This is a genomic window from Paludisphaera sp., assembly GCF_037189885.1.
Taxonomy (GTDB): domain Bacteria; phylum Planctomycetota; class Planctomycetia; order Isosphaerales; family Isosphaeraceae; genus Paludisphaera.
This window is the reverse complement of the sequence record NZ_JBBCIR010000080.1, coordinates 1-25,039: the sequence shown is the minus strand read 5'-3', so window position 1 is coordinate 25,039 and position 25,039 is coordinate 1. Positions and strand designations below refer to the sequence as shown.

The 25,039-nt window shown below is 71.2% G+C and carries 19 protein-coding genes; 3 read left to right on the top strand and 16 right to left on the bottom strand.

The features are described from left to right. Positions 1 to 42 precede the first annotated feature (42 nt). The 11 genes from WG209_RS20760 to WG209_RS20710 form a co-directional block, all read right to left on the bottom strand. Positions 43 to 2,472: a DUF3536 domain-containing protein gene (locus tag WG209_RS20760; RefSeq protein ID WP_337177006.1), complete on the bottom strand. Its 2,430-nt coding sequence runs from the start codon at positions 2,470 to 2,472 to the stop codon at positions 43 to 45. 110 nt (positions 2,473 to 2,582) lie between these two features. Further along, entirely contained in the window at positions 2,583 to 3,605 is a 1,023-nt protein-coding gene (locus tag WG209_RS20755) for a glycine cleavage T C-terminal barrel domain-containing protein (protein WP_337177005.1), read from the bottom strand. Positions 3,606 to 3,674: 69 nt separating this feature from the next. Continuing rightward, entirely contained in the window at positions 3,675 to 4,868 is a 1,194-nt protein-coding gene (locus WG209_RS20750; RefSeq protein ID WP_337177004.1) for a lactate racemase domain-containing protein, read from the bottom strand. A 96-nt stretch (positions 4,869 to 4,964) separates the two neighbouring features. Beyond that, the gene (locus tag WG209_RS20745; protein WP_337177003.1) at positions 4,965 to 5,843 is read right to left on the bottom strand and encodes an SDR family oxidoreductase; all 879 of its coding nucleotides are present in this window, start codon (positions 5,841 to 5,843) and stop codon (positions 4,965 to 4,967) included. Between the two features lie 9 nt (positions 5,844 to 5,852). Then, positions 5,853 to 6,218: a cupin gene (locus WG209_RS20740; protein ID WP_337177002.1), complete on the bottom strand. Its 366-nt coding sequence runs from the start codon at positions 6,216 to 6,218 to the stop codon at positions 5,853 to 5,855. A 116-nt stretch (positions 6,219 to 6,334) separates the two neighbouring features. After that, a complete protein-coding gene (locus WG209_RS20735) occupies positions 6,335 to 6,940 on the bottom strand; it encodes a hypothetical protein (protein WP_337177001.1) in 606 nt (201 codons plus the stop codon). Positions 6,941 to 7,057: 117 nt separating this feature from the next. Further along, positions 7,058 to 8,842, bottom strand: coding sequence for a single-stranded-DNA-specific exonuclease RecJ (recJ, locus tag WG209_RS20730; RefSeq protein WP_337177000.1), 1,785 nt, complete (start codon positions 8,840 to 8,842; stop codon positions 7,058 to 7,060). A 105-nt stretch (positions 8,843 to 8,947) separates the two neighbouring features. Next, positions 8,948 to 9,976: a magnesium/cobalt transporter CorA gene (gene corA / locus WG209_RS20725; RefSeq protein WP_337176999.1), complete on the bottom strand. Its 1,029-nt coding sequence runs from the start codon at positions 9,974 to 9,976 to the stop codon at positions 8,948 to 8,950. Next, complete coding sequence (locus WG209_RS20720) at positions 9,973 to 10,395, bottom strand: hypothetical protein (RefSeq protein ID WP_337176998.1); 423 nt, start codon at positions 10,393 to 10,395, stop codon at positions 9,973 to 9,975. The genes corA and WG209_RS20720 overlap by 4 nt, the downstream gene beginning before the upstream one ends. Positions 10,396 to 10,399: 4 nt before the next feature. Then, positions 10,400 to 11,038 carry a glutamate synthase gene (locus tag WG209_RS20715; RefSeq protein WP_337176997.1) on the bottom strand — a complete coding sequence of 213 codons (639 nt, stop codon included), beginning with the start codon at positions 11,036 to 11,038 and terminating at the stop codon, positions 10,400 to 10,402. Continuing rightward, positions 11,031 to 12,530: a hypothetical protein gene (locus WG209_RS20710; protein WP_337176996.1), complete on the bottom strand. Its 1,500-nt coding sequence runs from the start codon at positions 12,528 to 12,530 to the stop codon at positions 11,031 to 11,033. Before WG209_RS20710 ends, WG209_RS20715 begins: the two co-directional genes overlap by 8 nt. A gap of 400 nt (positions 12,531 to 12,930) precedes the next feature. Here WG209_RS20710 and WG209_RS20705 point away from each other — a divergent pair, with 400 nt between their 5' ends. The 3 genes from WG209_RS20705 to WG209_RS20695 all read left to right on the top strand — a co-directional run bounded on the left by WG209_RS20705 (position 12,931) and on the right by WG209_RS20695 (position 18,090). Continuing rightward, a complete protein-coding gene (locus WG209_RS20705) occupies positions 12,931 to 13,713 on the top strand; it encodes an MBL fold metallo-hydrolase (protein ID WP_337176995.1) in 783 nt (260 codons plus the stop codon). A gap of 668 nt (positions 13,714 to 14,381) precedes the next feature. Further along, complete coding sequence (locus tag WG209_RS20700) at positions 14,382 to 16,712, top strand: DUF1592 domain-containing protein (protein WP_337176994.1); 2,331 nt, start codon at positions 14,382 to 14,384, stop codon at positions 16,710 to 16,712. A gap of 43 nt (positions 16,713 to 16,755) precedes the next feature. Then, positions 16,756 to 18,090 (top strand): DUF1552 domain-containing protein, encoded by a 1,335-nt coding sequence (locus WG209_RS20695; protein WP_337176993.1) that lies wholly within the window; start codon positions 16,756 to 16,758, stop codon positions 18,088 to 18,090. A gap of 130 nt (positions 18,091 to 18,220) precedes the next feature. On the opposite strand, the gene WG209_RS20690 is transcribed toward WG209_RS20695, so the two are convergent. The 5 genes from WG209_RS20690 to WG209_RS20670 form a co-directional block, all read right to left on the bottom strand. After that, the gene (locus tag WG209_RS20690; protein ID WP_337176992.1) at positions 18,221 to 19,765 is read right to left on the bottom strand and encodes a Mur ligase family protein; all 1,545 of its coding nucleotides are present in this window, start codon (positions 19,763 to 19,765) and stop codon (positions 18,221 to 18,223) included. Between the two features lie 440 nt (positions 19,766 to 20,205). Next, complete coding sequence (locus tag WG209_RS20685) at positions 20,206 to 20,886, bottom strand: DUF3179 domain-containing (seleno)protein (RefSeq protein ID WP_337176991.1); 681 nt, start codon at positions 20,884 to 20,886, stop codon at positions 20,206 to 20,208. Positions 20,887 to 20,980: 94 nt separating this feature from the next. Further along, a complete protein-coding gene (locus tag WG209_RS20680) occupies positions 20,981 to 22,033 on the bottom strand; it encodes a DUF1559 domain-containing protein (protein WP_337176990.1) in 1,053 nt (350 codons plus the stop codon). A 140-nt stretch (positions 22,034 to 22,173) separates the two neighbouring features. Then, entirely contained in the window at positions 22,174 to 22,377 is a 204-nt protein-coding gene (locus tag WG209_RS20675; protein WP_337176989.1) for a hypothetical protein, read from the bottom strand. Between the two features lie 341 nt (positions 22,378 to 22,718). Further along, complete coding sequence (locus WG209_RS20670) at positions 22,719 to 24,278, bottom strand: glycosyltransferase family 87 protein (RefSeq protein WP_337176988.1); 1,560 nt, start codon at positions 24,276 to 24,278, stop codon at positions 22,719 to 22,721. Positions 24,279 to 25,039 lie beyond the last annotated feature (761 nt).

The window sequence follows — 25,039 nt, the reverse complement described above, 5'->3', positions numbered from 1 at the left end:
AAGGAACCGCCACGCCTAATCGGGCCCGCGCCACGATCGCTGTCACGGTCGCCAGCCGAGCATGCTCGGGGAGACGCCGAACCGGGCGGCCAGCCCCTGGAACACCCCGAGCAACGCCTCGTCGGCCTCGCCGGCGTCGGCCAGTTCGGCGAAGGCGTCGAGGAACTCGTTCTGCGCCTCCCAGAGGTCGGGCCGCAGCCCCAGCACGGCCGCCGCGTCGAGCAGCCGCCCCGCGAGGCTCGCCGAGGTCGCCAGGTCGCCCCGGCGGAGCCCCTTGATCGTCGTGCGGAGTCCTTCGGAGAGGAGCTTCGTCAGGGCCTTCCCCTGGGGCTTGTAGCCCCACGCCCGGCCCCGGTCGCACAGGTGCTCGATCTCGGCCAGGCGAGTCTCATCGCCGCCGACGAGCGCGCCCACCTGTTCCTCGAGGTTTACGTCCAGGAAGGTCGTGGCCGCGGCGCGGAAGGGGCCGGGGATGGGATAGTTCAGCTTCCCCAACCGGTTGAGGACCTCCTCGTCCTGGTTGGCGAACCTCGTGAAGGCGCGATTGTAGTCCTCGAAGCGATCATCCAGGACGATGCGGATGATCCGCCGCTGCTCGTCGCGGAACAGGTCGTCCAGCCGGTGAGCGACGCCCGGGAACTCGCGGGCCAGCAGGGTCATCACGGCGGCCATCGAGCCGGCCCGATAGGTCGCCAGCAGCTCGGAGCTGAAGGCCTGGAACCGCGCCGGGTCGAGGTCGCGGCAGAGGACCGCGTGGAAGTCGAGCCCGCCGAAGTGGACGACGGCGAAATAACTTTCGGTCCGGTGCCACGTCCGGCGGGACCGCCCGGCGAGCCGCCCGACCGCCAGGTGCCCCGCGCCGCGAGACCTGATGGCGACGTCGGACGCCTCCACCTCGTAGGCCTGGGCCTCGTCCAGGCCGTGATCGCCGTTCTGATACAGCAGGCTGATGGCGTGGTGGGCCAGCACGCGGTCCAGGTCGACGACCGCAGGCTTGACGCACTGCTCCCACACGCCCCTGCCGTCGCCGTACCGAGGCAGGTTGCTCGGTGCGCGGGCGAGCGCGGCGGTGAATTCCGCCTCCAGCTCCCGGTTGAAGTGGCGCGCCGTGGCGATCGCCCGCGCGGCGTACTGGAGACATTGAGTCGTCTCCAACCCGCTGATCTCGTCGAAGAACCAGCCGCAAGACGTGTACATCAACATCGAATCGAGCTGGATCTCCAGCAGCCGAAGCGCGTCGGTCGTCTGCTGGGGGTCGAGGTCGGGGTGGGCGTACTCGTCCAGGAACGCGCGGGTCGTCTCCTGGGCGTAGCCGTCGAGGAGCACGCGGATGTAGGCGTCGCGGGCGGACCAGGGGTCGGGGAAGCAGACGCGGCCTCGGGTGCCGAACAGGTGGTCCAGCTGCTCCTTCAGGCGGTCGAGCGCCTCGCGGAGCGGGCCTCGCCAGCGCTGGTGCCAGTCGCCGCGGGTCTTGCAGCCGCAGTCGGACCGCCAGCGCTCGACGCCGTGGGCGCAGCTCCAGGAGGAGTTCTCGTGGATCTCCACCTCCCACTCGGGGGGGTGCAGCTCCAGGAACTCGCCGTAGTTCGTGAGGCGGACGTCCGGGTCGTTGGCCAGCCTGTCCAGGACGTAGGCCAGGGCCATGTCGCCGTGGGGGTGGTGGTGCCCGTAGGACTCGCCGTCGGTGGCGATGTGCATGAGCTGGGCGTGGCGACGGCCGCCGTCGAAGCCGCCGTGCAGGCGGGCGAGGAACTTCTCGCCGTCGTCCAGCAGGCGTTCGAACGCCACCTGCTGCGAGACGATGCCGTCGTAGAAGAACAGGGCGATCGACCGGCCGGAGGGGAGCCTCTGGACGTACGCTCGGGACGGGTCGACCCCCCCCTCCTCCGTCCACGCCTTGTCGCCGACCCGTCGCCATCGCCGGGCCTGGCTGGGCGCCAGGACGGTGAACTTGATCCCGGCCTCCGCGAGCGCCTCCAGGGTGGGAACGTCGACGGCCGTCTCCGCGACCCACATCCCCTCGGGATCGCGGCCGAACCTGCGGCGGAAGTCCTCCACGCCCCAGAGGGCCTGCGTCCTACGGTCGCGCTCGGTGGCCAGCGGCATGATCATGTGGTTGTAGGCCTGGGCCAGCGCGTTGCCGTGGCCGCCGCGGCGCTCGCGGCTCAGGCGGTCGGCCTCGACGATCCTGCCCAGCACCTCGGGCCTCGCCCCGGCCATCCAGTGGAGAAGCGTCGGGCCGAAATTGAAGCTCATCCAGGCGTAGTTATTCGAAATATTGACGATGCGGGCACGCTCGTCCAGGATCCGCGCCCGCGCGTTGGGGGCGTAACTCTCGTGGGTGATGCGCGCGTTCCAGTCGTGGAAAGGGGCGGCGGAGTCCTGGATCTCGACGGTCCCGAGCCACGGATTCTCGCGAGGGGGCTGATAGAAGTGGCCGTGGATACAGATATAGCGGGGATGATTGGGCATTATTCCATGGTCTCCAATGCGGACGCGCGGCCGCGCGTCGACGAGGGGGCCCAGGTCGGGGCGTTTCTTTCATCGCGCCGGCCCGTCGGGGAGAACGGGCGACCGCGCGCTCAGGCGGGGGTGCGAAGCAAGGGAGGGTCGTCCACGGTCACGACGAACGCCTCGGCGTCCCCCGGCCGCGTCCAGGTCATGGTCGAACCGGGCGACGCGTGGGAGACCCGGACCACGCCGAGCGCCACGCCCGCGCCTCGCCCGGGGGAGGTCGCCGATGACGTGATCGTCCCGACGGCCTTCCCGCCGGCCTCCAGCGCCACCCCCTCCGGGGGGACCGGCTCGCCGGGGCGGGAGACGAGGCGGCGGAGGATCTTGTTGACGTGCCCCAGCGCGTCGAGCCGGGCGACGGTCTCCTGCCCGAGGTAGCAACCCTTGACGAACGAGATCGCTCGGGGGTCGCGGTCGAGTTCCTGCGGTAGGTTCCTGTCGTTCACGTCGCGGCCGAAGGCGGGCGTCCCGGCCTCGATGCGCAGGGCGTCGTAAACCTCCGCGTCCAACGCCGGGAGGCCCGAGCCCCGGAGCGCCTCGGCGAGCCTGGCGCCGGCTTCCGCGTCGGCGATCAGGGTGAAGCCGGGGATGCCGGCGGGGGACTCGCGGACGAGCAGGACATCGACCCCCGCGACGGTCGTCGTGGTCGAGGACAGGTCGGCCTCGTCGGGGAGCGTCGCGCCGACGCCCTCCAGCCAGGCCGCCGCCCCGGGGCCCATCACGTGGAACTCGGAGGTCTCGGCGGATGAGTCCTCGATCGCAACGTCGTCGAAGATGCCGTACTTCCGCAAATGCGGCAGGGCCAGATCCATCCCGCCGGGGTCGGAGCGGAGGAGGATGGCGTCGGGGAGCGCGTGGACGACCAGGAAGGCCAGCGTCTTCCCCTGCGGGCTGGTGACGAACGTCTCGCAGCCGCGGCCGACGGCCAGCCGCTTGATGTCGTTGGTCGTGAGGTTGTGCAGGAATTTCGCCCGATCCGGGCCGCCCACGCGCATGCGAGAGCGGCCGGCGTGGTCGATCCACGCCGCCGATTCGCGGGCCGCTCGGTACTGTTCGGGGGTCGTCGTCATCGATCCCGTGGGCTGGGGCATGGGCCTGAACGTTCGGATCCGGCCCGATGCTGGATTATACCCTATTTCCTCCGGGGCGTCGTGGTCGGTTCAGGCGGCGTCGGGGTCGTCGACCTCGCCGTGGACCCGCTCGGCCCGGCTCACGAGCAGGCAGGAGCGCGACCGGGAGGCGAGGCGGGCCCCCTCCTCCGGGCGTTCCAGGGGGATGAGGCCGAGGTTCTCCACGACATCGGGGTCGAGCCGGCTCAGGAGGTAGACGTCGGCCCAATCGAGGGCGTCCAGCAGGCCGACGGCCAGCGGGTGGTCTCGGTCGGCCTCGTGCCCGCGGAGGAGCCGCCGCGACCGTCGCTCGTCGTCGACCGCGGCGAGCCGGGAGAGCGAAGGCCCGAACGCCCCCTCGACGCGCGACAGGGCCACGATCCGGCCCCCGCGACGGACCAGCTTCGTCGCGACCAGCAGCGCCGCGATCAGGTCGTGGAGGTCGCCCGGGGCGTCGGCGTCGCCCACTCCGACGACGACGGTCTCGGCGCGCGCCCGGGGCCGGAACGACCAGGCGCGATCGACGGCCGCGAGCCCCGCGTCGCGCACGTCCTCGGCCAGCCCCGCGACGAACGCCGCCGGCCCCCCCGAGCCCAGCACGACCCCCACCTGGAACCACGAGCCGAGCAGGGCGCCGACCTCGAACGCCTCGTCGTCGACGACCGAATCCGCCTCGCCGGAGAACCTGCGCGCCTCGCGGGTCTCCGCGTCGCTCAGGCCGGGGAACAGGACGTTCCAGGGCCCGTGCGGGCCGGTGACGGGATCGCGCCTCAGGAGCCCCACGGGGACCACGACGTCGGCGTCGATGAGGGTCCGATTGAGGTAGACGCGGCTCCCCTTCGCGGTCGTGGCGAGATACGCCAGGCGATCGCGGTCGTTCGGGTCGTGAATCTCGGCCACCTCGCCACGCTCGCCCGAGACGAGCGGCCAGTCGTGACGAGCGGCCTCGACGATCGTGATGTCGTCGGCCGCCACGCCGGCCGTCTCCAGCACGTCGGTCACCACGTCCAGGATGGGCCTCGGGTGTCGCAGCAGCGGATCTAGCGCGATCGCCACCCGGTCGCCGGGGACGACGTTCTGTCGCAGCGGCGGAAAGCCCCTCGGCGTTTCGAGCGCCTCGCGCAGCGCCGCCTCGGCTTCGCGGGCCGACAACGCCGCGGGGGGCGAGGACGACTCGACCTCCGACTCGTCGCCCAGCTCGATCGCCACCCGTTCCGACCCGAACTCGATCTCGTATCGCGACACGCCGGCTCGCTTTCATCCCTCGGGCAAGGCCGGGGCGCGCCTCGCCGCCGGCTTAAGGTCCAACCCAGGAATGATAGAGGGGAACGGCCGGGGGGGTCAACCGCCGGCGTCGATCCCGGTCATCGCCGCGCTCGCTTCCCAGAGCCGACGCGCCGCCGCGTCGTCCCGGGCGGCCCGCGAGGCGACCGCGGGGCGAGACTTCACGAAGTAGCCGCCGGAGACCCCTTCGACCTCGGGCGAGGTCGCCAGGTAGACGGTGGTGGCGGCCCCTTGCTCCGGCGCGATCGCGAACGCCCTCGCGAACGCCCTCATGACGGCCCCCTTCCAGGTGGCGTCGCGAAAGATCCGGGTGTTGACGTAGCCCGGGTGCAGGCAGGCGGCGGTGATCGGCTCGCCCTGGAGCCGGGCGGCCAGTTCGCGGGTGAACAGGATGTTCGCGAGCTTCGACCGCTGGTAGGCGCGCCAGCCGCTATAACGGCGGCGACCTTCCAGGTCGTCGAAGTTCATGGTCACGCCGCGATGCGCCCCGGACGCCACGGTGACGACCCGCGCCGAGGGGGCCGCGCGCAACAGCGGCAGTAGCAGGTTCGTCAGCAGGTACGGGGCCAGGTGGTTGACCGCGAACGTCGTCTCGATCCCGTCGACCGTCTCGGTCTTGTCGAGGCAAATCACCCCGGCGTTATTGATCAGGACGTCGAGGCGATCGGTCCTGGCCGCGACATCATCGGCAAGCCGCCGCGCCTCGGCCTGGGAGGCGAGGTCCGCCGCGAGGGGTTCGACGTCGGCGCCGGGGACCTCGCGCCGGATCCGGTCGGCCGCCTCGCCCGCCGTCGTCGTCGACCGTCCCGCGAGCAGCACGCGCGCCCCGGCGCGGGCCAGTTCCCGAGCCGCGATGAAGCCGATGCCGGCCGTCGCCCCGGTGATGAGGACGAATTTCCCGTCCATGGTGGGCGTGACGCTGGATGGCTCGCTCATGACGGCGGCTTACTCCGTGTCGCGCCGGGCGGCGTCGAGCGTGAAGGCGGGGAGGCAGATGGCGATGTACTCGGCCCCGTCCTCCTCGGGAGTGCCGTAGCGGACCCACTCGCCGGCCGCGACCTTGACCGCCTGGCCGGCGCGGACGTCGAGCACGCCGTCGCGATGCTCGACCCGGAGCAGGCCCCGCAGGACGACGGTGTATTCGTCGAACGTCGGCGTCTGGCCGGGCTCGACCCAGCCGCCGGGGCTCCGCATGTGCGCGACGCTCACGCCGGCCTCGCCGGTGTTGACGCGACCGACGTACTCGTCGATCAGCTTCGGCTTCGTCCCAGCGGCTTCGACCCGGCTCGGGCCGGCGATCAGGATGGGCATGGGCATTCCTCGGGTGGAAGGATGCCGCATGCTATAGGCCCGGCGCGGTGAGCGTCAAGTGCGTGCGGGCCGTCTCCCGAGCGGGCCATCCTCGGCGATCGCCGAGGCTTCCGAGGTCAGGACTTGTCGGCCGGCTTCTCCGCCTCGGCCTTCTCCCGCGCGGCCTTCCGCTCGGCCCGGATCGCCTTGAGGTCGTCCCGGTCAAGGTAACCGTCTCGATCCATGTCGAGCCGGTCGAAAACGGCGGGCCTGCCCTGGAATTCCTGGCGGCTGAGTCGCCCGTCCTTGTCGGCGTCGTTAGCCCGGAACTTCTCGACGAGGTCCTTGATCCGCTGGCCCCGCCGCGCGGCGGACGTGGAGTCGTCATCCTTGTCGGAGCCGGCCGAGTCCTTCGCGGAAGGCTTCTTGGCGGACTCGGGCTTCGCCGTTCCCCTGGCCTTGCGGATGGCGGTCAGCTTATCCCCGAGAGTCTCGAACTCCTGGGCGTCGATCTTGCCATCCTTGTTCGCGTCGCCCGACTTGAGAATCGTCCTCACGGCGGGCCTCGACGCCGCGTCCACCTCGGACTGGCTGAGGACACCGTCCTTGTCGGCGTCGAGGTGCCGGAAGATGCCGGCGGCCTTGCCGGGCGCGGCGGACTCGGGCTCGTCGACGGGGGCGGCGACGGCGGACACGAGGGCGAGGGACAGGGAAAGGCCGCCGGCGACGAATCGCGTGAACATCGGAGGGTTCTCCTGGAAAGGCCGCGCGCGAAGCGCCGCCCCGCGACGGCGGGGCCCGGCGGATCGTCGCGGCCCGTGGAGGATGAAACCCCGAGGCGAGGCGGGGGTGTCGCGGATTCAGGCCAGGGCGACGGCGCTGGCCGACGTGGCGTCGGCGGGGACCGGGGCATCGGTGACCAGGAAGTCCTTGATCTCCAACTGCACCTTGCGGTAGCCGTTCCACTCGTCGATCGAGGGGCTGAAGACGACGCTGAACTCCGTGCCGTGGGACAGCGCCTTCCCCTTCTCCCCCAGGCTCCAGCCGATGGCCTTGAAGACCGCGTCCCCCTGGCCGACCTTGAGCTGGAGGTGCTTCCCCCCGTCGCCGACTCCGCGCGGCTCGCCGACGACCCGCGCTCGGCTGGCGAGGAAGACCGGCCGGGGATTCCCCATGCCGTGCGGCTCCATCTTCTCCAGCTCCTCGACGGCGTTGAGGGTGAGCATGGCGAGGGGGATCTCGGCGTCGATGTTCAGGACGCGTTCGCGAAGTTCCGGCGTCAAGAGAGTGCGGCAGCGGGCGTCGAATCGCTCGGCGAAGATGGGGAAATGCGACTCGGCCATGCGGACGCCGGCCGCAGCCGAATGGCCGCCGAAGCCGATCAGGCCATCGGCGCACTCCTGGATCGCCTGGTACAGGTTGAAGCCGGGGACCGAGCGGCCGGAGCCCTGCGCGAACTCCTCGCCGAACGCGACGAGGATCGTCGGCCGATGGTACATCTCCACGAGTCGGCTGGCGACGATGCCGATGACGCCGGGGTGCCATTCCTTGCGGCCCAGGACGATGGCCCCGCGGTCCTGGAGGCCCCCCTCGGACTTGATCTGCTCGGTCGCCTGGCGGACGATCTCGCGCTCCACCTCCTGGCGACGGCGGTTCACCTCGTCCAGCTCATCGGCGATCTGGGCGGCCACGGCCTCGTCGCCGGTCGTGAGCATCTCGACGGCCCGCATCGCCCGCTCCAGCCGGCCGGCTGCGTTGATCCGGGGGGCCAGGTTGAAGCCCACCGTGCCGGCCGTCAGCCTCGGCCGGTCCAGGCATTTCGCCACCCGCATCAGGGCCTTCATGCCGACCGTCGGCGCGCCGTGGACCCCGGCGAGGCCGTGTCGCACCAGGATGCGGTTCTCGTCGCGCAGCGGCACCACGTCGGCGACCGTCGCCATGGCCACCAGGCCGAGCGACTGAACCAGATAATCGCGGAGGTGGGGGGACGCCTTCTTGCCGTCGCCGAACCCCTTGCAGACCTGCCAGGCCAGCTTGAACGCCACCGCCGCGCCGCAGAGGTCGCCGAACGGGTAGGCGCTCCCGGGCAATCGCGGATGGACCAGCACGTCGGCCGCCGGCAGGTCGGGGCCGATGGTGTGGTGGTCCGTGACGATGAACTCCAGTCCCAACTCGCGAGCCAGCCTGGCCTCGGCCACGGCCGAGATGCCGCAATCCACCGTCACCACCAGGGCCCCGGGGTGGTCGGCGGCGATCTTGCGAAGGGCGTCCGGATTGACGCCGTAGCCTTCCTGGACGCGGTGCGGGATGTAGTAGTCGACGCTCCTCGCGCCGGCGAGCTTGAGCGCGGCCCACAGGACGCTGACGCCGCAGACGCCGTCGACGTCGTAGTCGCCGTAGATGACGATCGACCGATCCTGGCGGATGGCCCGGACGAGCCTGTCGGAGGCCTCGGCGACGCCCGGCAGCCCCTCGGGGTCGTTCAGGCCGTTGAGGCGGGCGTCGAGGAACGCCCGGGCCTGATCGGGGTCCGTGACGCCCCGGTTGAGGAGGACCTGCGCCACGAGCGGGGAGATCCCGGCGCCGCGGCCGAGGGCGGCGATCCGGTCGCGTTCGAAGGGTTGGACTCGCCACCGCGTCGCCATCGTCGCGACCTCCCCCGGCCGAGCCCCGCGCCGCTCCCTCGCCGGCCGCCCGCGCGGGCCTCCGGGTAGTATACATCATTTCGCCGGGGGTCGCGGCCGATCGCCTCAGATCCATCCCCGACGGCGGGCCATGACGAGCATGGCGACGGGCGAGAGGGCCATGAAGGCCAGGGCCCCCAGGAACAGGCCCCACTTCGGGAGCTGGCCCTCCAGCGCCAGCGCCTCGCCGAAGAAGTTCATGCCGAAGAAGCCGGTCAGGAACGACATCGGCATGAACATGACGGTGACCATCGTCAGCGCCTTCATGATGTCGTTCGTCCGGTTCGACGTGACCGTGAGGTAGGTATCCAGCGTGCCGGCGATGAGGTCCCGGAGCCCCTCGGTGATGTCGTGGATCCGCACGACGTGGTCGTAGACATCGCGGAAGTAGACCCGGTGGTCCGCGCGGACCACCCGGTACGGGTCGCGCGACAGCCGGCCCAGCACGTCGCGCTGGGGGGCGAAGGTCCGCTGGAGCCGGGAGGCCGATCGCTTTAGCTCGAAGATGTCCGCGAGGCCGCTCCGGCCCTGCCCGGCCATCACCTTGTCCTGGAGGCGGTCGACGCGGTCGTCCAGCGACTCGATCGCGTCCAGGGACTGGTCGACGGCGCGGTCGAGGAGGCGGAACAGCAGGTGGTCGGCCCCGTTGCGCATCCGCCCGCGCGGGTCGTCGTGGATGGCGTCGTGACTGGCCACGATGAACGGGAGGGTGCCCTGGTGGTAGGTGACGAGGTAATTGGAGCCCAGGAAGGCGTCCAATTCCTGGATCTGGAGGTCGCCGGTGGCGGCATTGACGAAGCTGGCGTGGAAGGCTATGTAGAGATGGTCACCCCAATCGTCGAGCCTCGGGACGTGCGAGTCTCGAACCGCGTCCTCGACGGCCAGGGGGTGGAACTTGAAAACGTCGCCCAGCAGGCGCTCGGCCTCCGGAGACGACTTCCCGGGGGGGTCCTGGATGTCGACCCAGAGCGTCCCCTTCGGATCCCGGATCGCCTCCGGGACGCGGTCGACGGGCCAGTCGAGGTGCAGCTCGCCGGTGCCGTCGCGGTACACGGCGCGGATCCCGCCGCGCGACGCGTCGAGCGGGCCGGTCATCGAGAGCCCCCCCTCATCTCCTGATAACGCATCAGCTCCTCGACGATCTCGATGGTGATCGGCGGGCCGGGGGGCGTTTGCGTCGAGCGCCGGATCGGCGAGTTGTTGCGGAAGATCCAGTAGGCGCCGGTCGAGCCCAGGGGGACGTCGACCAGCCGGATGGCGACCTCGCCGACGGGGGCGCGGTCGAACCGGAACGAGCCATCGGGACGGAGGCGCGCCGACGTGATGTCCCCGAGCGTGCCGTCGATCGGCTGCAGTTCAACCCATCCGCGATCGACCGGTCGGCCGGAGATCAGCACGACCCCCTCGGCCGTGGTCCGAGGGATGACCTCGGGCCCTAACTCCTCGGCGCAGCCGGTGAAGGCCAGGCAAGCCGCGAGGGGGGCCGTCGCGAGCAACCGCCGGGATCGTCGCATCGACTCAATCCTCCTGGCGCGACCCGCCGTGCCGGGCCGCGAGCCCTCGCGCCTCCGCCAGCGCTTGCCGGGCGTCGGCTTCTCCCTCGCCCGGGTCGCCCGCGAAGCGACGGCCGCCGACCGCCTCGCGGCCGGCATGCGGGATGGCGGGTTCCGCCGGGAGGAACAGGCGGCCGCCCGACTGGCGATCCCCCGCCATGGGGCCGACCGGCCCCAGCAGGATCAGGTCGCCGCCGGACATCCCCAGGCCGGCCCGAGGGCCGACGGCGTCGGCGGCGATGAGCGAGCCCCCCGCGAGCCGGCAGCCGGTCGCGGATCCCGACGGGTCTAGCAGGAGAAGCGTGCCGGAGCGCATCCCCGCGCCGGCGCCGTCGGCCGAGCGGCCGGTACAGACGACGACGACGTTCGGCGCGTCCATCCCGGCGGCCAGTTCCGGCCCGGCGTCGCCGGCGACCTCGATCACGGCGTCCCAGCTTCCGGCCAGGCCGGCCAGGAGCAGGCGCTGGCCGGATGGGCCTTCGAGCCGGACGAGGCGGTCGCCGCGATCGAGCCGGCGGACGACCTCGGCGTTGATGAGGTGGTAGTCGCGCAGCTCGGCGACGGGGATGGGCCCGCCGGAACCGTCGGGGTCGTCGTTAGCCACGGGGGGCGCCCGCCTCGGCCCTGGCGGCCGCCGCGTCGGCCTGCCCCGCGGGGTCGGCGGCGGCCGGGGCGGGGAGGCTCGGGCCGTTCTGGAACAGCGTCGCGTCGGCCGGGGGGTTCTGGTCGAGGAACGCCTTGAAGGCGTCGGTCTTCGTCCGGAGGTCCTGCCGCGCCGCGGGGATCTGGCCGGTGGGGGCGCCGACGAGGGCCGCCGCCGCCATGGCCGCCGGCTTCATCGCGTCGAAGTACTTCTGGCTCTCGGCCTTCCCCCCGGTGGGGGAGTTCAGCAGCCCGCTCTCGCGGACCCCCTCCTGCCCCTGGAACGCCTGGAAGAGCGGGCCGACCAGCACCGTGGTCAGCTCCTGGGAGCGCAGCGGGTTCTCGGTGTGGCCGTCGGAGATCTTGTCGAGGATCGCCGCCCCCACCCGCGCCGCCGCGTAGGCGACGACCGCCTGGTTGTACCTGGGGACCGCCGTGCCGATCTGCATCGAGCCCAGGGCGAGGGCGGCCTGCGCCCGGACGTCGAGGGCCAGGTTCTCGTCGGTCAGGTATTGGAAGGCGGCCGAGGCCATGTCGGCCGACCGGGGGGAGGTCGGCAGGTAGCCCTGCCGCAGCGCCGTGAGCGCCTCCAGGCCGCGGACCTGGACCCACGCGGGCCAATCCTTGCCGGCGAGGAGCTGGTCGGCGATCGCCTTGGCCGCCTCGGCCTCCTGCGCCGCGGAGAGCCGGTTGGTCATCTGCTTGATGTTGGTGATCCCCCGGAACGCCCAGAGCTTCACCCAGTAGGTCTGCTTGGGGTCCTTGATCTCGTCGAGCAGGACCTTGAGGGCGTCCGGGTTGGCGCTCTGGGCCAGGACGATCATCGCCTGGATGCGCGGCAGGAAGTGGTGCTTGAACAGAGGCGGCAGCTTCTGGAGCAACACCTGATTGTAGCGCGTCTGGAAGCCGGTGTTCCTGGCGCCCCGCGCGACGAACGAGGCCTCCACCAGGGTCTGGGTCGCCGACTGGAGCGCGGTCACGACGGCCGCGTTCTTCTCGCCGGAGGGGTCCAGGGCGGCCTGGATGTTCCGCGGGCTGGACATCTGCGAGACCATCGCCGAGACCACGCGGTCGATCAGCGCCGGGTCGGGCGCGACGAGCGGGCTGGCGGCCATGGCCTTGAACTGGTTGATCTCCTGCGCCGGGACCGGGTTGGCGCGGATCTCCTGGAACTTCTTGGGGTCGCGGATCGCCTCGATGTTGGGGTCGAGGTAGATCTGGAGCGAGGCCGTCTTCTGGGATTCCGACGGGTCGACGGCCTCCTTCGGCGCCTCGTCCTCGGCGGGATTCTGGGCGTCCTTCGCCGCGGCGTCGGCCGGGGCGGGGGCTTGCTGGGCACGCGCGGGGGCGGCGACGGGACCGGCCCAAGCCCACGCCAGCAGGGCGACCGCGCCGACCCGGACGAGCCCCGCGGGAGGCGCGATGCGTCTCTCGACGATGGACGACTTGCTCATGTTCGGCAGACCTCGTGTTATGCCGCGTGGACCCGGGCTCGGCGACGGGGTGGCACGCGCCCGGCACGGCCGGCGACGGGCCGTTGGGCCTCGCCGGGGTCGGTCGGGGACGGGCGCCAGGAGGCCCGGCTCGCGGGCGCGGGGTGGTGATCGATCCGCGCCGGGGGAGGGTCTCGCCGTCGTCAACTCATCTCGTCTGGTTCTCGGAACTTCCAACGACGGAGCCCGAATTCAACCTACCCGGCCCTCCGGACCCTGTCAAGTCGCCGCCCCGGCCCCCGCGATGGACCCCGGGTCGGGTTGAGCCGGGCGCCTTCCGGGCCTAGAATCTAGATCGCCACGTCGCCGAGTGATCCCCTCCCCGCCCTCGCGGGGGCGCCCCGACCCCGAGTCCGCCAACATGCTCCAGCGTCGCTTCGTCTTCCCCAGCGTGATCGAGATGAACTACCAGGCCCGCCGCCGCGTGGGGGTCAACGTCTATCTCATCGACGGGGGCGACGAATTCATCCTCATCGACGTCGGCTTCCTGGAGGACACGGTCGTGGTCCTCCAGCTGATCCGCGACATGGGCTACAGCTTCTCCGCCTGCAAGATGGTCGTCGCCACCCACGCCGACGTCGACCACACCCAGGGCCTCGCCCGCGCCCGGGACGTCCTCAAGTGCCCGGTCGCGGCCCACCCCCGCAGCGTGCCGGCCATCGAGTCGGGCGACGAGCTTTTCACCTTCGCCCGGATCGACGCCCAGGGCATCAGCATCCCCATGCCCAAGTGCAGGGTGGACGTCCAGATCGACGAGGGCTCCAAGATCCAGGTCGGCCCTCACGAGATTGAGGTCTGGAGCACCCCGGGCCACGCGGCCGGGCAGCTCGCCTTCAAGATGGGGAACCTCCTCTTCTCCGGCGACAACATCTTCCGCGACGGCTGCGTGGGGGCCATCGACGCCCACCACGGCTCGAACATCCCCGACTACATCGCCAGCCTGGAGCGCATCCGCGACTGCGACGCCGAGTTCCTGCTCCCCTCCCACGGCCCCATCTTCCGCAAGGACGTCGACCTCCTCAATCGGACCATCGACCGCCTCGAAGGCTACAAGCACATGTCCGACTTCGGCACCTGCGCCGTCGACTGGCCCCTGATGGACGCCTGGGAAGACGAGCTGATCCGCGGCGACCTCGATTTCTGAGCCCTTCACGCGTGGCGCGACGGCACGCCGAAGTTGGCTTCGTTCGTCGTCGCGCCACGCGCCGTGTTTTCGACGCAAATCCTTGCCCATCATCCTTTTGATAGTGATTCCCAGTTGGCTTCGTTCGTCGTTTTCGTATAGGTCCGCCGCGTCGTCCCGGCCCGTCTCGACTTCGGCCGGGCCGGCTTCACGTCGATCCGCTCGATCATGCTCGCGAGTCCTCCCATCGGGACGCCAGGGACGCCGGTTCCGGTTTCCTCCACCATGTAGTTGCACCCAGAACAGCCCTGGAGAGAGACGACGGGCCGATTCTGGGGATGGATCGGCTCTCGATTCGCCATAAGATTATTGTCCACCCAGGCTTACCGGCCGACCATTTTTTTCGCTCCCGGGGCCATTCCCATGGACCGGGTCGCGCCCGAACTCGCGGCGGCCCCGCCGGTGGCCAGCGCGATTGAGCACGTCGATTCGCCGCTGGCCAGGCGCGATTTTGCGCGCCGTCGGATCGGCGGCACCAGCTCCCGGCCGATGTCGCCTAACCATGGTGACGCCCGAAAGGGTTTTGCCGATTGCGCCAAGGGCGTTAAACTAATGTAGGATGTCAGGACCGCTCGCCGCCCCCCTGCCCTCGCGCCCGCCAGGCCCGCCGCCCGCCCGGAGTCGACACGATGCCGATCCCCACTCCACCACGCCCCTCGCCCGTCGTCCTCGCGACGGTCTGCGTCCTCGCCCTCGCCTCCCCCGCCACCGCGAGCGCCGAGGAGGAGGTGGCCGCGCCGGCCAGGGCAGTGCTGGAGAAGTACTGCATCGCCTGCCACCAGGGGGACAAGCCCGACGCCGGGTTCAACCTGCCCAGGCTGCTGGAAAGGGGCTCGCCCGCGACCCAGCGCAAGCCTTGGCGGCGGGTGCTGGAGAACGTCGAGGCGGGCATGATGCCGCCGGAAGACCAGCCCCAGCCGACCGACGAGGAGGCGGAACTCCTCGCGGCCTGGATCGGCGGGGAGTTCGAGAAGGCCGATTGCGACGGCCCGGCCGACCCCGGCAAGGTGACCATCCGGCGGCTCAACCGCGCCGAGTACGACAACACGATCCGCGACCTGACCGGCGTCGACTTCCGCCCCGCCGACGACTTCCCGTCGGACGACGTCGGGTACGGCTTCGACAACATCGGCGACGTCCTCAGCCTGCCGCCCATCCTCATGGAGAAGTACATGGCGGCGGCCCGAGAGGTCGCCTCCCGGGCCATCGACGCCGGCGGCGAGCCCCCCGCGACGCTCCACGACGGGGAAGCGCTTAGCGCCGTCAACGGGTCGGCCTACCACGACGACGGACAGATCCTCGCCAGCACCGGCGAGGTCGCCGCGGCCCACGACTTCCCGCGCGAGGCGGAGTACGTCGTCCGCGTGGTCGCCTTCGGGCAGCAGGCCGGGGACCAGCCGGCCCGCATGGAGTTGCGGGTCGACGGCCGGGCGCTCCGGGCGTTCGACGTCGCGGCCGAGGAGGCCTCGCCCGGGACGTATGAACACCGCTTCCGCGCCCCGGCCGGCTCGCGCCGGGTCGCCGCCGCGTTCATCAACGATTATTACGACCCCGACCATCCCGACCCGGGGCGTCGCGACCGCAACCTCGTCGTCCGGTCGATCGAGATCCAGGGCCCGTTCCGCGGGCCCGACGACGCGCCCCCTCCCGGCCACGACCTGATCCTGGTGAAGCGGCCGGCGACGCCCGAGGAATACTCCGACAGCGCGACCGCCGTGCTGGAGCGCTTCCTCCGCCGCGCGTACCGCCGCCCCGTCACCGGCGGCGAGGTCGCCAAGCTCGTCCGACTGGCCGAACTCGCCCGCGAGAACGGCGACAGCTTCGAACGCGGCATCCAGCTGGCCGTGCAGGCGGTCCTAGCATCGCCGCAGTTCCTCTACAAGGTGGAAGTCTTCCGGCCGGTCCGCGACCGCCAGGGGAAGGTGGTCGACCAGCCCAACGGCGTCCCGCTGAGCGACGACGAGGTCGCCGTGCGTCTGTCCTACTTCCTGTGGAGCAGCATGCCGGACGACGAGCTGTTCCGGCTGGCCGACGAGCGGAAGCTTCACGACCCCGAGGTCCTGGAGGCCCAGGTCCGCCGGATGCTCCGCGACCCGAAGTCCGACGCCCTCGTCGAGAACTTCGCCGGGCAATGGCTCCAACTCCGCGGCCTGGAGGTCGCCGCCCCGGACGCCGGGCTGTTCAAGGATTTCGACGAGCCCCTACGCGACGCCATGAGGCGCGAGAGCGAGTTGTTCTTCGCCGCGATCCTCCGCGACGGCCGCAGCCTGGTCGACTTCCTCGACGCCGACTACACCTTCCTCAACGAGCGGCTGGCCCGGCACTACGGCATCGACGGCGTGGCCGGCGACGACTTCCGCGAGGTCAAGCTGGCCGGCCGCGAGCGCGGGGGCCTCATCACCCAGGCGAGCATCCTGACGACAACCTCCAACCCGTCGCGGACATCGATCGTCAAGCGCGGGAAGTGGGTGCTGGAGCAGATCCTCGGCGACTCGCCTCCGCCGCCGCCCGAGGAGGTCCCGGCGCTGGCGGACGACTCCGGCGGGCCGATCGTCGGCACGCTCCGCGAGCGCGTGGAGCTGCACCGGTCGCGGCCGGACTGCGTCTCCTGCCACCTCCGGCTCGATCCCCCCGGATTCGGCCTGGAGAACTACGACGCCATCGGAGCCTGGCGTGACAAGGACGGCGACCATCCGATCGACGCCTCCTCGGAGATGCCGGACGGCGCCTCCTTCAGCGGCCCGGTCGAGCTGAAGGCGGTCCTCAAGGGCCGCAAGGCCCAGTTCGCCCGCGCCCTGACCGAGAAGCTCCTGACCTACGCCCTGGGCCGCGGCCTGGAGGAGAACGACGACTGCACGGTCGAAGACATCGTGAAGGCCGCCGCCGAGGACGGCGACCGGCTGTCGCGGATCGTGACCGAGATCGTCAAGAGCCCCCCGTTCCTGCGTCGCAAGGGCTGACGCGTCCCTCGACTTACCCCTTCCCCCACCATTGGAGCCGGACATGAGCCGACTGAAGATCACCCGCCGCACGTTGCTACGCGGCGCCGGCGCGGCCGTCGCCCTCCCCTGGATGGAGGCCATGGCCGCCGCGCGCGGGCCGAGCCCCGAAGAAGGCCCGCTCCGCATGGCGTTCTTCTACGTCCCCAACGGCGTCCACATGCAGGACTGGAAGCCGAAGGAGGTGGGCGGGGACTTCGACCTGCCGTCGATCTTGGAGCCGCTGGCCCCGGTGAAGGAGGAGCTGCTCGTCCTCTCCAACCTGGCCCAGGACAACGCCCGCGCCCACGGCGACGGCCCCGGCGACCACGCGCGGTCGCTCTCCTGCTTCCTCACCGGCGTCCACCCGCGGAAGACCGACGGCGCGAACATCGAGGCCGGCGTCTCGGTCGACCAGTACGCCGCCCGACACGTCGGCTCGGCGACGCGGCTCCCCTCGCTGGAGCTGGGCATCGAGCGCGGGGCGCAGTCGGGCAACTGCGACTCGGGCTATAGCTGCGCGTACTCGTCCAACATCTCCTGGCGCACGCCGACCACGCCGTCGTCCAAGGAGATCAACCCCCGGCTCGTCTTCGACCGCCTGTTCGGCGGGCTGGGCGACGGAGGCTCGGCCGACGACCGCCGCCGTCGCGGACTCTACGAGCGCAGCATCCTCGACTTCGTCCAGGAAGACGCCCAGTCGCTTCGGGGCCGGATCGGCATGTCCGACCGCCGCAAGCTCGACGAATACCTGACCGCGGTCCGCGAGATCGAGCGCCGGGTCGCCCGCGCCGACGAGGACTCGGAGCGGGCCTCGGACGTCGCGACGGCGCGGCCCGCGGGCGTGCCGAAGGACTACGCCGAGCACGTCCGGCTGATGTTCGACCTGCTCGCCCTGGCGTTCCAGACCGACACCACCCGCATCGCCACCTTCATGTTCGCCAACGAGGGTAGCGGCCGCCCCTACCCGTTCCTGGACGTCCCCGAGGGCCACCACGACCTGTCGCACCACGGCAAGGACCCGGCCAAGCAGGAGAAGCTGCGGCGCATCAACCGCTTCCACATGGAGGAGTTCGCCCGCCTCCTGAAGCGGCTGAAGGAGACCAAGGAAGGGGACCGCTCCGTCCTGGACAACTCCATGATCGTCTACGGCAGCGGCATCTCCGACGGCGACCGCCACAACCACGACGACCTCCCCGTCCTGCTCGTCGGCCGCGGCGGCGGCACGATCGCCACCGGCCGCCACGTCGCCTACACGCCCCAGCCGCTCAACAACCTGTACCTCTCGATGCTCGACCGCATGGGCGTCCCCTGCGAGCGCCTCGGCGACAGCACCGGCCGCCTCGAAAAGCTCTCCTGACGCGCGCGAGAGCGGCCCGCGCGAATCGCGCGGGCCGCTCTCACCTTCACGGTCGAGGTCGCCGGGCGTCCTCCTCTCCGGGCGGGAGGAGGACGCCCGGCGTTTTATCCCGGATCAATGTAGCCTCGGCTCAGGCCCGTCGGGCGAGGGCGGCCCGGACGCGGCCGGCGTTGAGGAAGGTCCGCGCGACGGCGGCGTCGTCGAACGGGACGACGCGGTCGGCGAAGATTTGGTAGGCGTTTCGGCCCTTGCCGGCGATCAGCACGGCGTCGCCGGGCCGGGCGTCGGAGAGCGCGGCCTCGATGGCGCGACGGCGGTCGGGCTGGACGTGGACCTTGCCCGGGCGCCGGAACCCGCCGAGCATGTCGTCCATGCAGGCGTCGGGGTCCTCGGCGCGGGGGTCGCCGAGCGTCAGGACGACGCGATCCGCGGCCGTCTCCGCGACGTGCGACGCCGCGCGGCGGGTCTCGCGGTCCTGGCCGCCGTGGGCGCTGAGGATCAGGTGGATCCGGCCCGCCGTGATCGACCGGAGCGCGGAGAGCGCCCGGGACAGCGTCGCGGCGTCGCTCGCCTCGTCGACGCGGACGTCGAACGGCTGGCCGGCGTCGACCGATTCGAGATGGCCGGCGATCCCGGCGATGCTCTCCAGCCCGGCGACGACCGCGCCGACGTCGACGTGCATCGACCAGGCGAGGGCCGCCGCGGCCAGCGCGTGCGAGACGTGGCGCTCGCCGACGAGCCTCAACCGGACCGGAGTCGGCCGGCCGTAGCCCAGCAGCAGGAACCCCGTCCCGGACGCGTCGACGCGCTGGATGATGGCCGACAGGTCGACGCGGTCCGGCCGCGCGAGGCCGAAGGAGACGCGGCGGGCGTCCAGGTTCAGGCCGCCGAGGATCTCGGCGTTCGGGTCGTCGTCGTTGACGATCGCCGCGCCGCCGGGGGCGATCTTGCGGAACAGCCGGGCCTTGGCCCGACGCCGCCTGAGCGCCGCGTCGGGCGAGGTCCCGGCGGGCACGGCCAGGTCGGTCGCCACGGCGGCCTGGAAGGTCACGCCCTCCAGCGCCCGAGATTCCAGCGCCTCGGCGCCGACCTCGATCACGCCGGCGTGGCATTGACGCTCGACCATATAAGAGAGGATCGAGGCCAGCCCGGCCGCGCCGCCGGGCCAGGCTCCGGCCGGCTCGGCGACGCCGAGGGGCCGCGCCGTGACGCCGTCGGTCCAGCCCGACCCGCCGATCATGCCGCAGCGCAGGCCGGCGGCCTCGAAGATGGCGCGGGCCATCAGGGAGACGATCGCCTTGCCCTGGACGCCCGTGACGCCCAGCGTCGCCAGCCGTTCGGACGGCTCCCCGGCCAGGGCCTGGCAGATCCGGGCGTGCGCCGCGCGGGCGTCGCCCACGACCGCCTGGAGCCGGCCGGCCTCCGGGATCTCGCGCTCGACGACGACCCCCGCCGCGCCCCGGTCGAGGGCCTCGCGGACGTGGCCGTGGCCGTCGTAGCGGGCGTCCCGCACGGCCACGAAGACCTGGCCGGGGTCGAGCCGGCGATGGTCGACGGCGCAGCCGGTGACCTCCCAGTCAGGACACCCCACGAACTTCGCCCCCGGCAGCAGCCTGCGGAGGCTCACCGAGGGGATCCCCCGCTGAGGCATACGATCGACGAACCAGCGCGCCATGGGCATCGCCTCCTTGCCTGTCCCGCCAGATCCGCCCCCGCGCCCTCGGCCCGCGGCGTCATCCCTTCCGCCCGCGCCCCGAATCGGCCGCCCATGCGGACGGCCCGCGCCCTCGCCCCTGGCGACGTGCTACCGCGTCGCCAGGCCCGAATTCCCGATCACAATCCGGCCCCTTGCGGGCCGCCGACGACTCAGGAAGGTGCTTCCCGGCAGGTCGCGGCATTCTTGGCGAACCCCCGGAAAAAGGCAATGCCAGGTGCCCCGAAATGCCGATAAGGGTCGGTCCCCGCGCCCCCCGACGGCCGAGCGCCGACGGCCGAGATCACGACCGATCCCCAGCGCCCTCGACGGGCGCGCGCCGACGGCCGGGCCGCCGCGAGGGCTCGCCCTGTCGACGGTCGATCGCCGAACCCCGTTCGGGCCAAGGCGGGCGTCAAAAATCAGCGCCCGGACGCCTCGATGGCGTGGGCCTCCGGAGACGTCGGCACCGACGTCTGGTGGAGGTAGAGGTCGGTGTCGGGGTGGAGCGACTTCCAGCGGCCCCAGGTCGTGCGCGTCGCCGGGAAGCGAGCATACGGGAACCGAGGGGCGGCCCGGTCGGGATGGGCCACGTCGGCGAGGTCGCCGGTCTCCTGGAAATACGCGACGCCGCCAACGCTGACGAGCATCTCGCCGTTGACGAGGCCCGCCACGCCGACGTCGAGCGGGCTCGTCGCCTCGTCGCCGCCGTAGGCGCTGATGCAATCGCTCAGGTCGCAGTAGGCGACCGTCACCGCCCTGCCGCCGACGAGGTCGTTGACCACGTGGCGGGTCTTGTCGCTCATCGTCCGCACGTGGTAAGCGCGGGCGCGTCCGCCGGCCACGATGCCGATGACCGGCTCGTCGTCGTCCAGCCGCGCCTCGCCGGCGGGGACGGTCGGGGGGGATTTCACGCCAGGCGCGAGGAACACCTCGCGCCCCCCCCCGGGGGGCTTGAATTTCTCGGTCTCGCGGGCCCACGCGGCGAGTTGCCGCCGCTCCAGCCAGAAGACCGCGGGGACGGTCAGCCCCGCGATCAGGACGAGCCCGGCCCACGGCGCGACGCGCCTCGCGAGGCCCGGAGCGGCTTCGAACAGTCGCATCGCCCGCCCTCCGCTCGTTGTGTCAAGGACCACGGCGGGGAAGGCGCGGCCGGACGTCGATCCGGCCGCGCGACGACCCCGCGCGATGACTCGATCAGTAGGAGTCGGACGAGATCACTTCGCCGCCGGCGCGGGTGCCGAGGGCCCACCAGGTCTGCCAGCTGACCGAGTCCTTGACGAACCGGACGCTGCCGTCGCCCATGGCCACGTTCACGCCGCCGCTGTGGTTGCTCGTGGAGTTGGTGTAGTGGTCGTGCTGCGCGTTGGGGCAGCAATCCATCCGGCAGGCGCCCCAGGCGCTACCGGCGCTGTTGGGCGGGATCGCCGTGTTGAGCATCGTGGCGCCGAGGATGCCGGCGCCCCAGTGGTTGCCGCGGCCGCCGACCCGCGCGGCCGGATCCCGGAACCAGGTGTCGCACTGCAGCATGTCGTTCCGGATCTGGGTCATCATGCCGGTGACGTCGAGCTGGCCGCCGGCCTGGCCGCCGCCGCCACCGCCGTTGCCGGTCGAGTTGCCCCGCTTCATCGGGGCGCCGGTCTGCTCGCCCACCAGCTGCTCCGCGAACGCGATCGTGTTCGAGGTGCCGTCGGTGACCTCGGCGATGTCGTAGCTCCGGTGGTAGGTGAACAGGCCGGTGCTCTGATTGCCGTAGATGATGGTCGTCGTGCCCATGCTGCCGGCGTAGCTGCAGATGTTCGTCTTGCCGGCGTTGCCGTCGGACGGGCAGAGCAGGGAGTTGATCTTCGTCTCGTAGGCCGTCGAGTTGATGTTGTAGGAGAGCGAGCCGCCCTGGATGGCCGCCCAGCTGAAGTTGATCGAGTTGTAGATGGCCGACTGCTCCATGTAGGGGAGCATGAGCGACTGGGCGCTCCAGGAAGACCATCCGCCGCCCGTGCTGGCGCTGTCGCCGGGGGCGTGCACGGGCGCGTCGGTCGCGCCCATGGGGAAGGCGCCGATCGCCTGGTGGTAGTTATGCAGGGCCAGGCCCATCTGCTTGAGGTTGTTGACGCACTGGGCGCGGCGGGCGGCCTCGCGGGCGGCCTGGACGGCCGGCAGCAGCAGGGCGATGAGGACGGCGATGATCGCGATGACGACGAGAAGCTCGATCAGGGTGAACCCCCGACGGGTCGAGGCGCGTGACGGCATATAGGCTCCGAGAAAGCAAGGGGGAGGATGATGGGTCGGGCCTCGCCGATGAGGCGAGATCACGATGGCGTCCGTTCAGCAGGCGCGACCGCGCGCGACGATCGCGCGCGCCCGTGCTCGTCCGATCGGGCCCGTCACTGCTACTTCTGCTTGGGGAGCGGGTTCTGCTTGTAGTATTCCCGCATCGCGTCGTGCTGCTTGGTCAGCTCGGGATCCGGCTCCACCGGGCCACCGGTGGTCTGGTCCGCGCCGCCACATCCGACGAACATGAGCGAGGCCATGACGGCCGCGAGCACGGCGGCCCGGCCCGACAGCCGGGATCCGATGAGATTTCCGAAGGCCATCAACCGCGTCTCCTGAATCTTCGTCCGAAATGGGAATCGAGCGCGTACGGGGAGCCCCCGCGTTCAACGCCCACGATCGACCTCGCACGACCTGGCTCGCGAAGCGAGCTTCGAGGACTTTACCCGCAAGTCGGATTCATCTCAACGAAAAGTTTAACAGTATGTCGTGATTATCGGCGAGTCCCCAGGATTGGGTCAGGGTATCCGCTCGAATAATCCGGGCCGGCGGCGGCGAAAGTAGGATATGTGGATCCGGCGGGCCGCGCGCGACGGAGCGGGGGCGGGGCCGCGAGGCGATCGCTCGGCCTCGCCCCGCGCCGGCCGGGGCCCGGCGGGCGGGTTCACGCGACGGCGGGTTCCCTGCCGGCCGTGGCGTGGCGGGCCCCCACCTCCCCGTCGGGGTCGTCCGGGGCCGATTGGCCACGAATCGACTTGAGGCGCCAGCCCAGGGTGAAGACCAGGAGCGCGGACGGGACGAAAAGATTGCCATACGCCTGCGCGTACAGCGGGAACGCCACGGCGGTCGCCGGCAGCAGCAGGATGAAGCCGAGCCAGGCGCGCTCGATCGCCCGGGCCCGTCGCCCCGCCGCCGGCCGCGACAGGACCTCGTGCAACGCCACCGTCATCGGATAGATGAGCCACACGTAGGCATAGTTGAACGACAGGGGCGAGAACATCACGATCAGGAGCGTGACGATCGCGAACTCCAGCGCGTCCGAGCGCGGGGTTTGGTCGCGTTTCCTCGGCAAGACGGCCAGGGTGAACAGGCCGAGCGCCGCCATGCCGGCGAGCGTCGCCGCGGTGACCGCGCGGAAGTCCAGCGACGCCACGTTCACGCGCCAGGCCCGCTTCAGCTCGGCGTCGATCCCGTCGAAGGCCGCCGCGATCCCGGCGGCGCCCTGGGGCTCGGCCGTCAGCATCGTCTTGAGGTCGAACGAGCCGTCGGCCCGCACGCCGTCGCGCTCGCCGATCTTCGCGGCCCGGCGGTAGTTGGCGATCCGCTTCGACAGAACGGCCTCGCCGTCGGCCGGCACGTCGCGCAGCAGCCGATGCGACATCGCCATGATCGACTGATTTTTATAGCTGTATGACCGGAACGGGCGCTGCGCGATCCCCTGCTTGTTGTAGGTGAACAGCATCCCCCCGGTCCAGACCTTCACGTCGCGCAGCGCCTGCGCGGGGGTCCGGAACGGCAGGGGCGCGACGAGCAGCCACGCCGCCAGCGCCACGACCGTCGCGGCCGACGCCTTCCAGCGGCGGCGGTAGACCAGGTATCCCAGCGCCAGGAGCGGGAACGCCTTGATCGCCGTGCCGGTCGCCACCAGCACGCCGGCCGAGACGTCGCGCCCCTTCTGGAGGCACGCGAACGCGGCCAGCAGGAGCGTCAGGAGGGTCAGGTTCGGCTGGCCGAGCAGGTAGGTGTTGTGGATCAGGGCCACGATCGCCAGCGAGGGGACGATGTACAGGAGCGGGTCGCGCCCCGTGGCCCTGCCGGTCGCCAGGCGGACCGAGAGCATCACCGCGCCGACCCACGCGGCCGAGTGGATCAGGACGAGCAGGATCCCCGTGAGGTACGGCCCGAGGTAACTGATGTAGCCCAGCATCGCCGCCGCGGAAGGCGGGTACATGAACGGGAAGAGCCGATTGGACTCGGGGTCCGGGTAGATCTCCAGCCCGCCCCGCAGCGCGGCGCCGACCTGGTACCAGAGGCTGTAGTCCTTGTTCGGCTCGCCGCGGAAGAGGTTGACGAGGGGCGGGGCCGAGAAGACGACCATCAGCGTCACCGCCAGGCCGATCGTCCACGGCCCCCAGCGGCGCCGGCCCTCGGGCGCGCCGTCGCGTCGGATCCGGGCGGCCCTGTTCGATGCGTGCGACGATCCGGCGTCGTCCTGGTGAGGCATGGTCCGATCGCTCCCCCCTCGGCGCCCGCCCTCCCCGCGCGGCGCGGGGGTCGCGGCGTGCGCGAGCCTGGTTCCGTCCAGAAGGAATGGCGAATCCTAATCGCCCCGCGCGGATCCGAGAACGCCAATCCCGCGGAGACGCGCCGAGGTCGAGGTTTTCGAATTTCGCGAAATCGGCGGAAGCGGCGACGGCGCCGGCCGGTCCACGGGGGCCGACAAAGACGGATGAATTCGGCCGAAGGAAATCAAAGAAAACGGACGCATGCGCGGGCGAAATCCGATGCAACCGACGGGGGGGCGACTCTCCTTAATGGATTCCGATATCTAAACTTACTGGAAATTCGGCCATGGGCGTGGCGGCGCGGCGATCGGGCGCGGGGGGCGGATTTGGCGGATTTCCGCCGATAGCCCCTTCCCGCGATTGCCGCCATCGTGTCTAATCCATTGTAGATTTCCAGCGTCGCACTTCACGAATCGACGCGAGGCGCGACCTGCCTTATCCGGCGAGGAGCCGTCCATACCCCCCGTGGCGCGACGCCGCGAGACCCGGAACGGACACCTCCCGCGACATCCCGAGTCCGCGTTGACGGGCCCGCAATGGGTCGCGGCCGGCCATGCTCCGCGCCAACCGTGGGGTCGACGACAGACCGCGCGGTTCCAACTCTCTCAGAAGAATTCGGAGAAGGGACAATGCATCCCCGCATCGGCTTCCGGTCGCTCGCCATGGCGGCGGCGATGATCCTGGGCACCGCGCTGGCCAG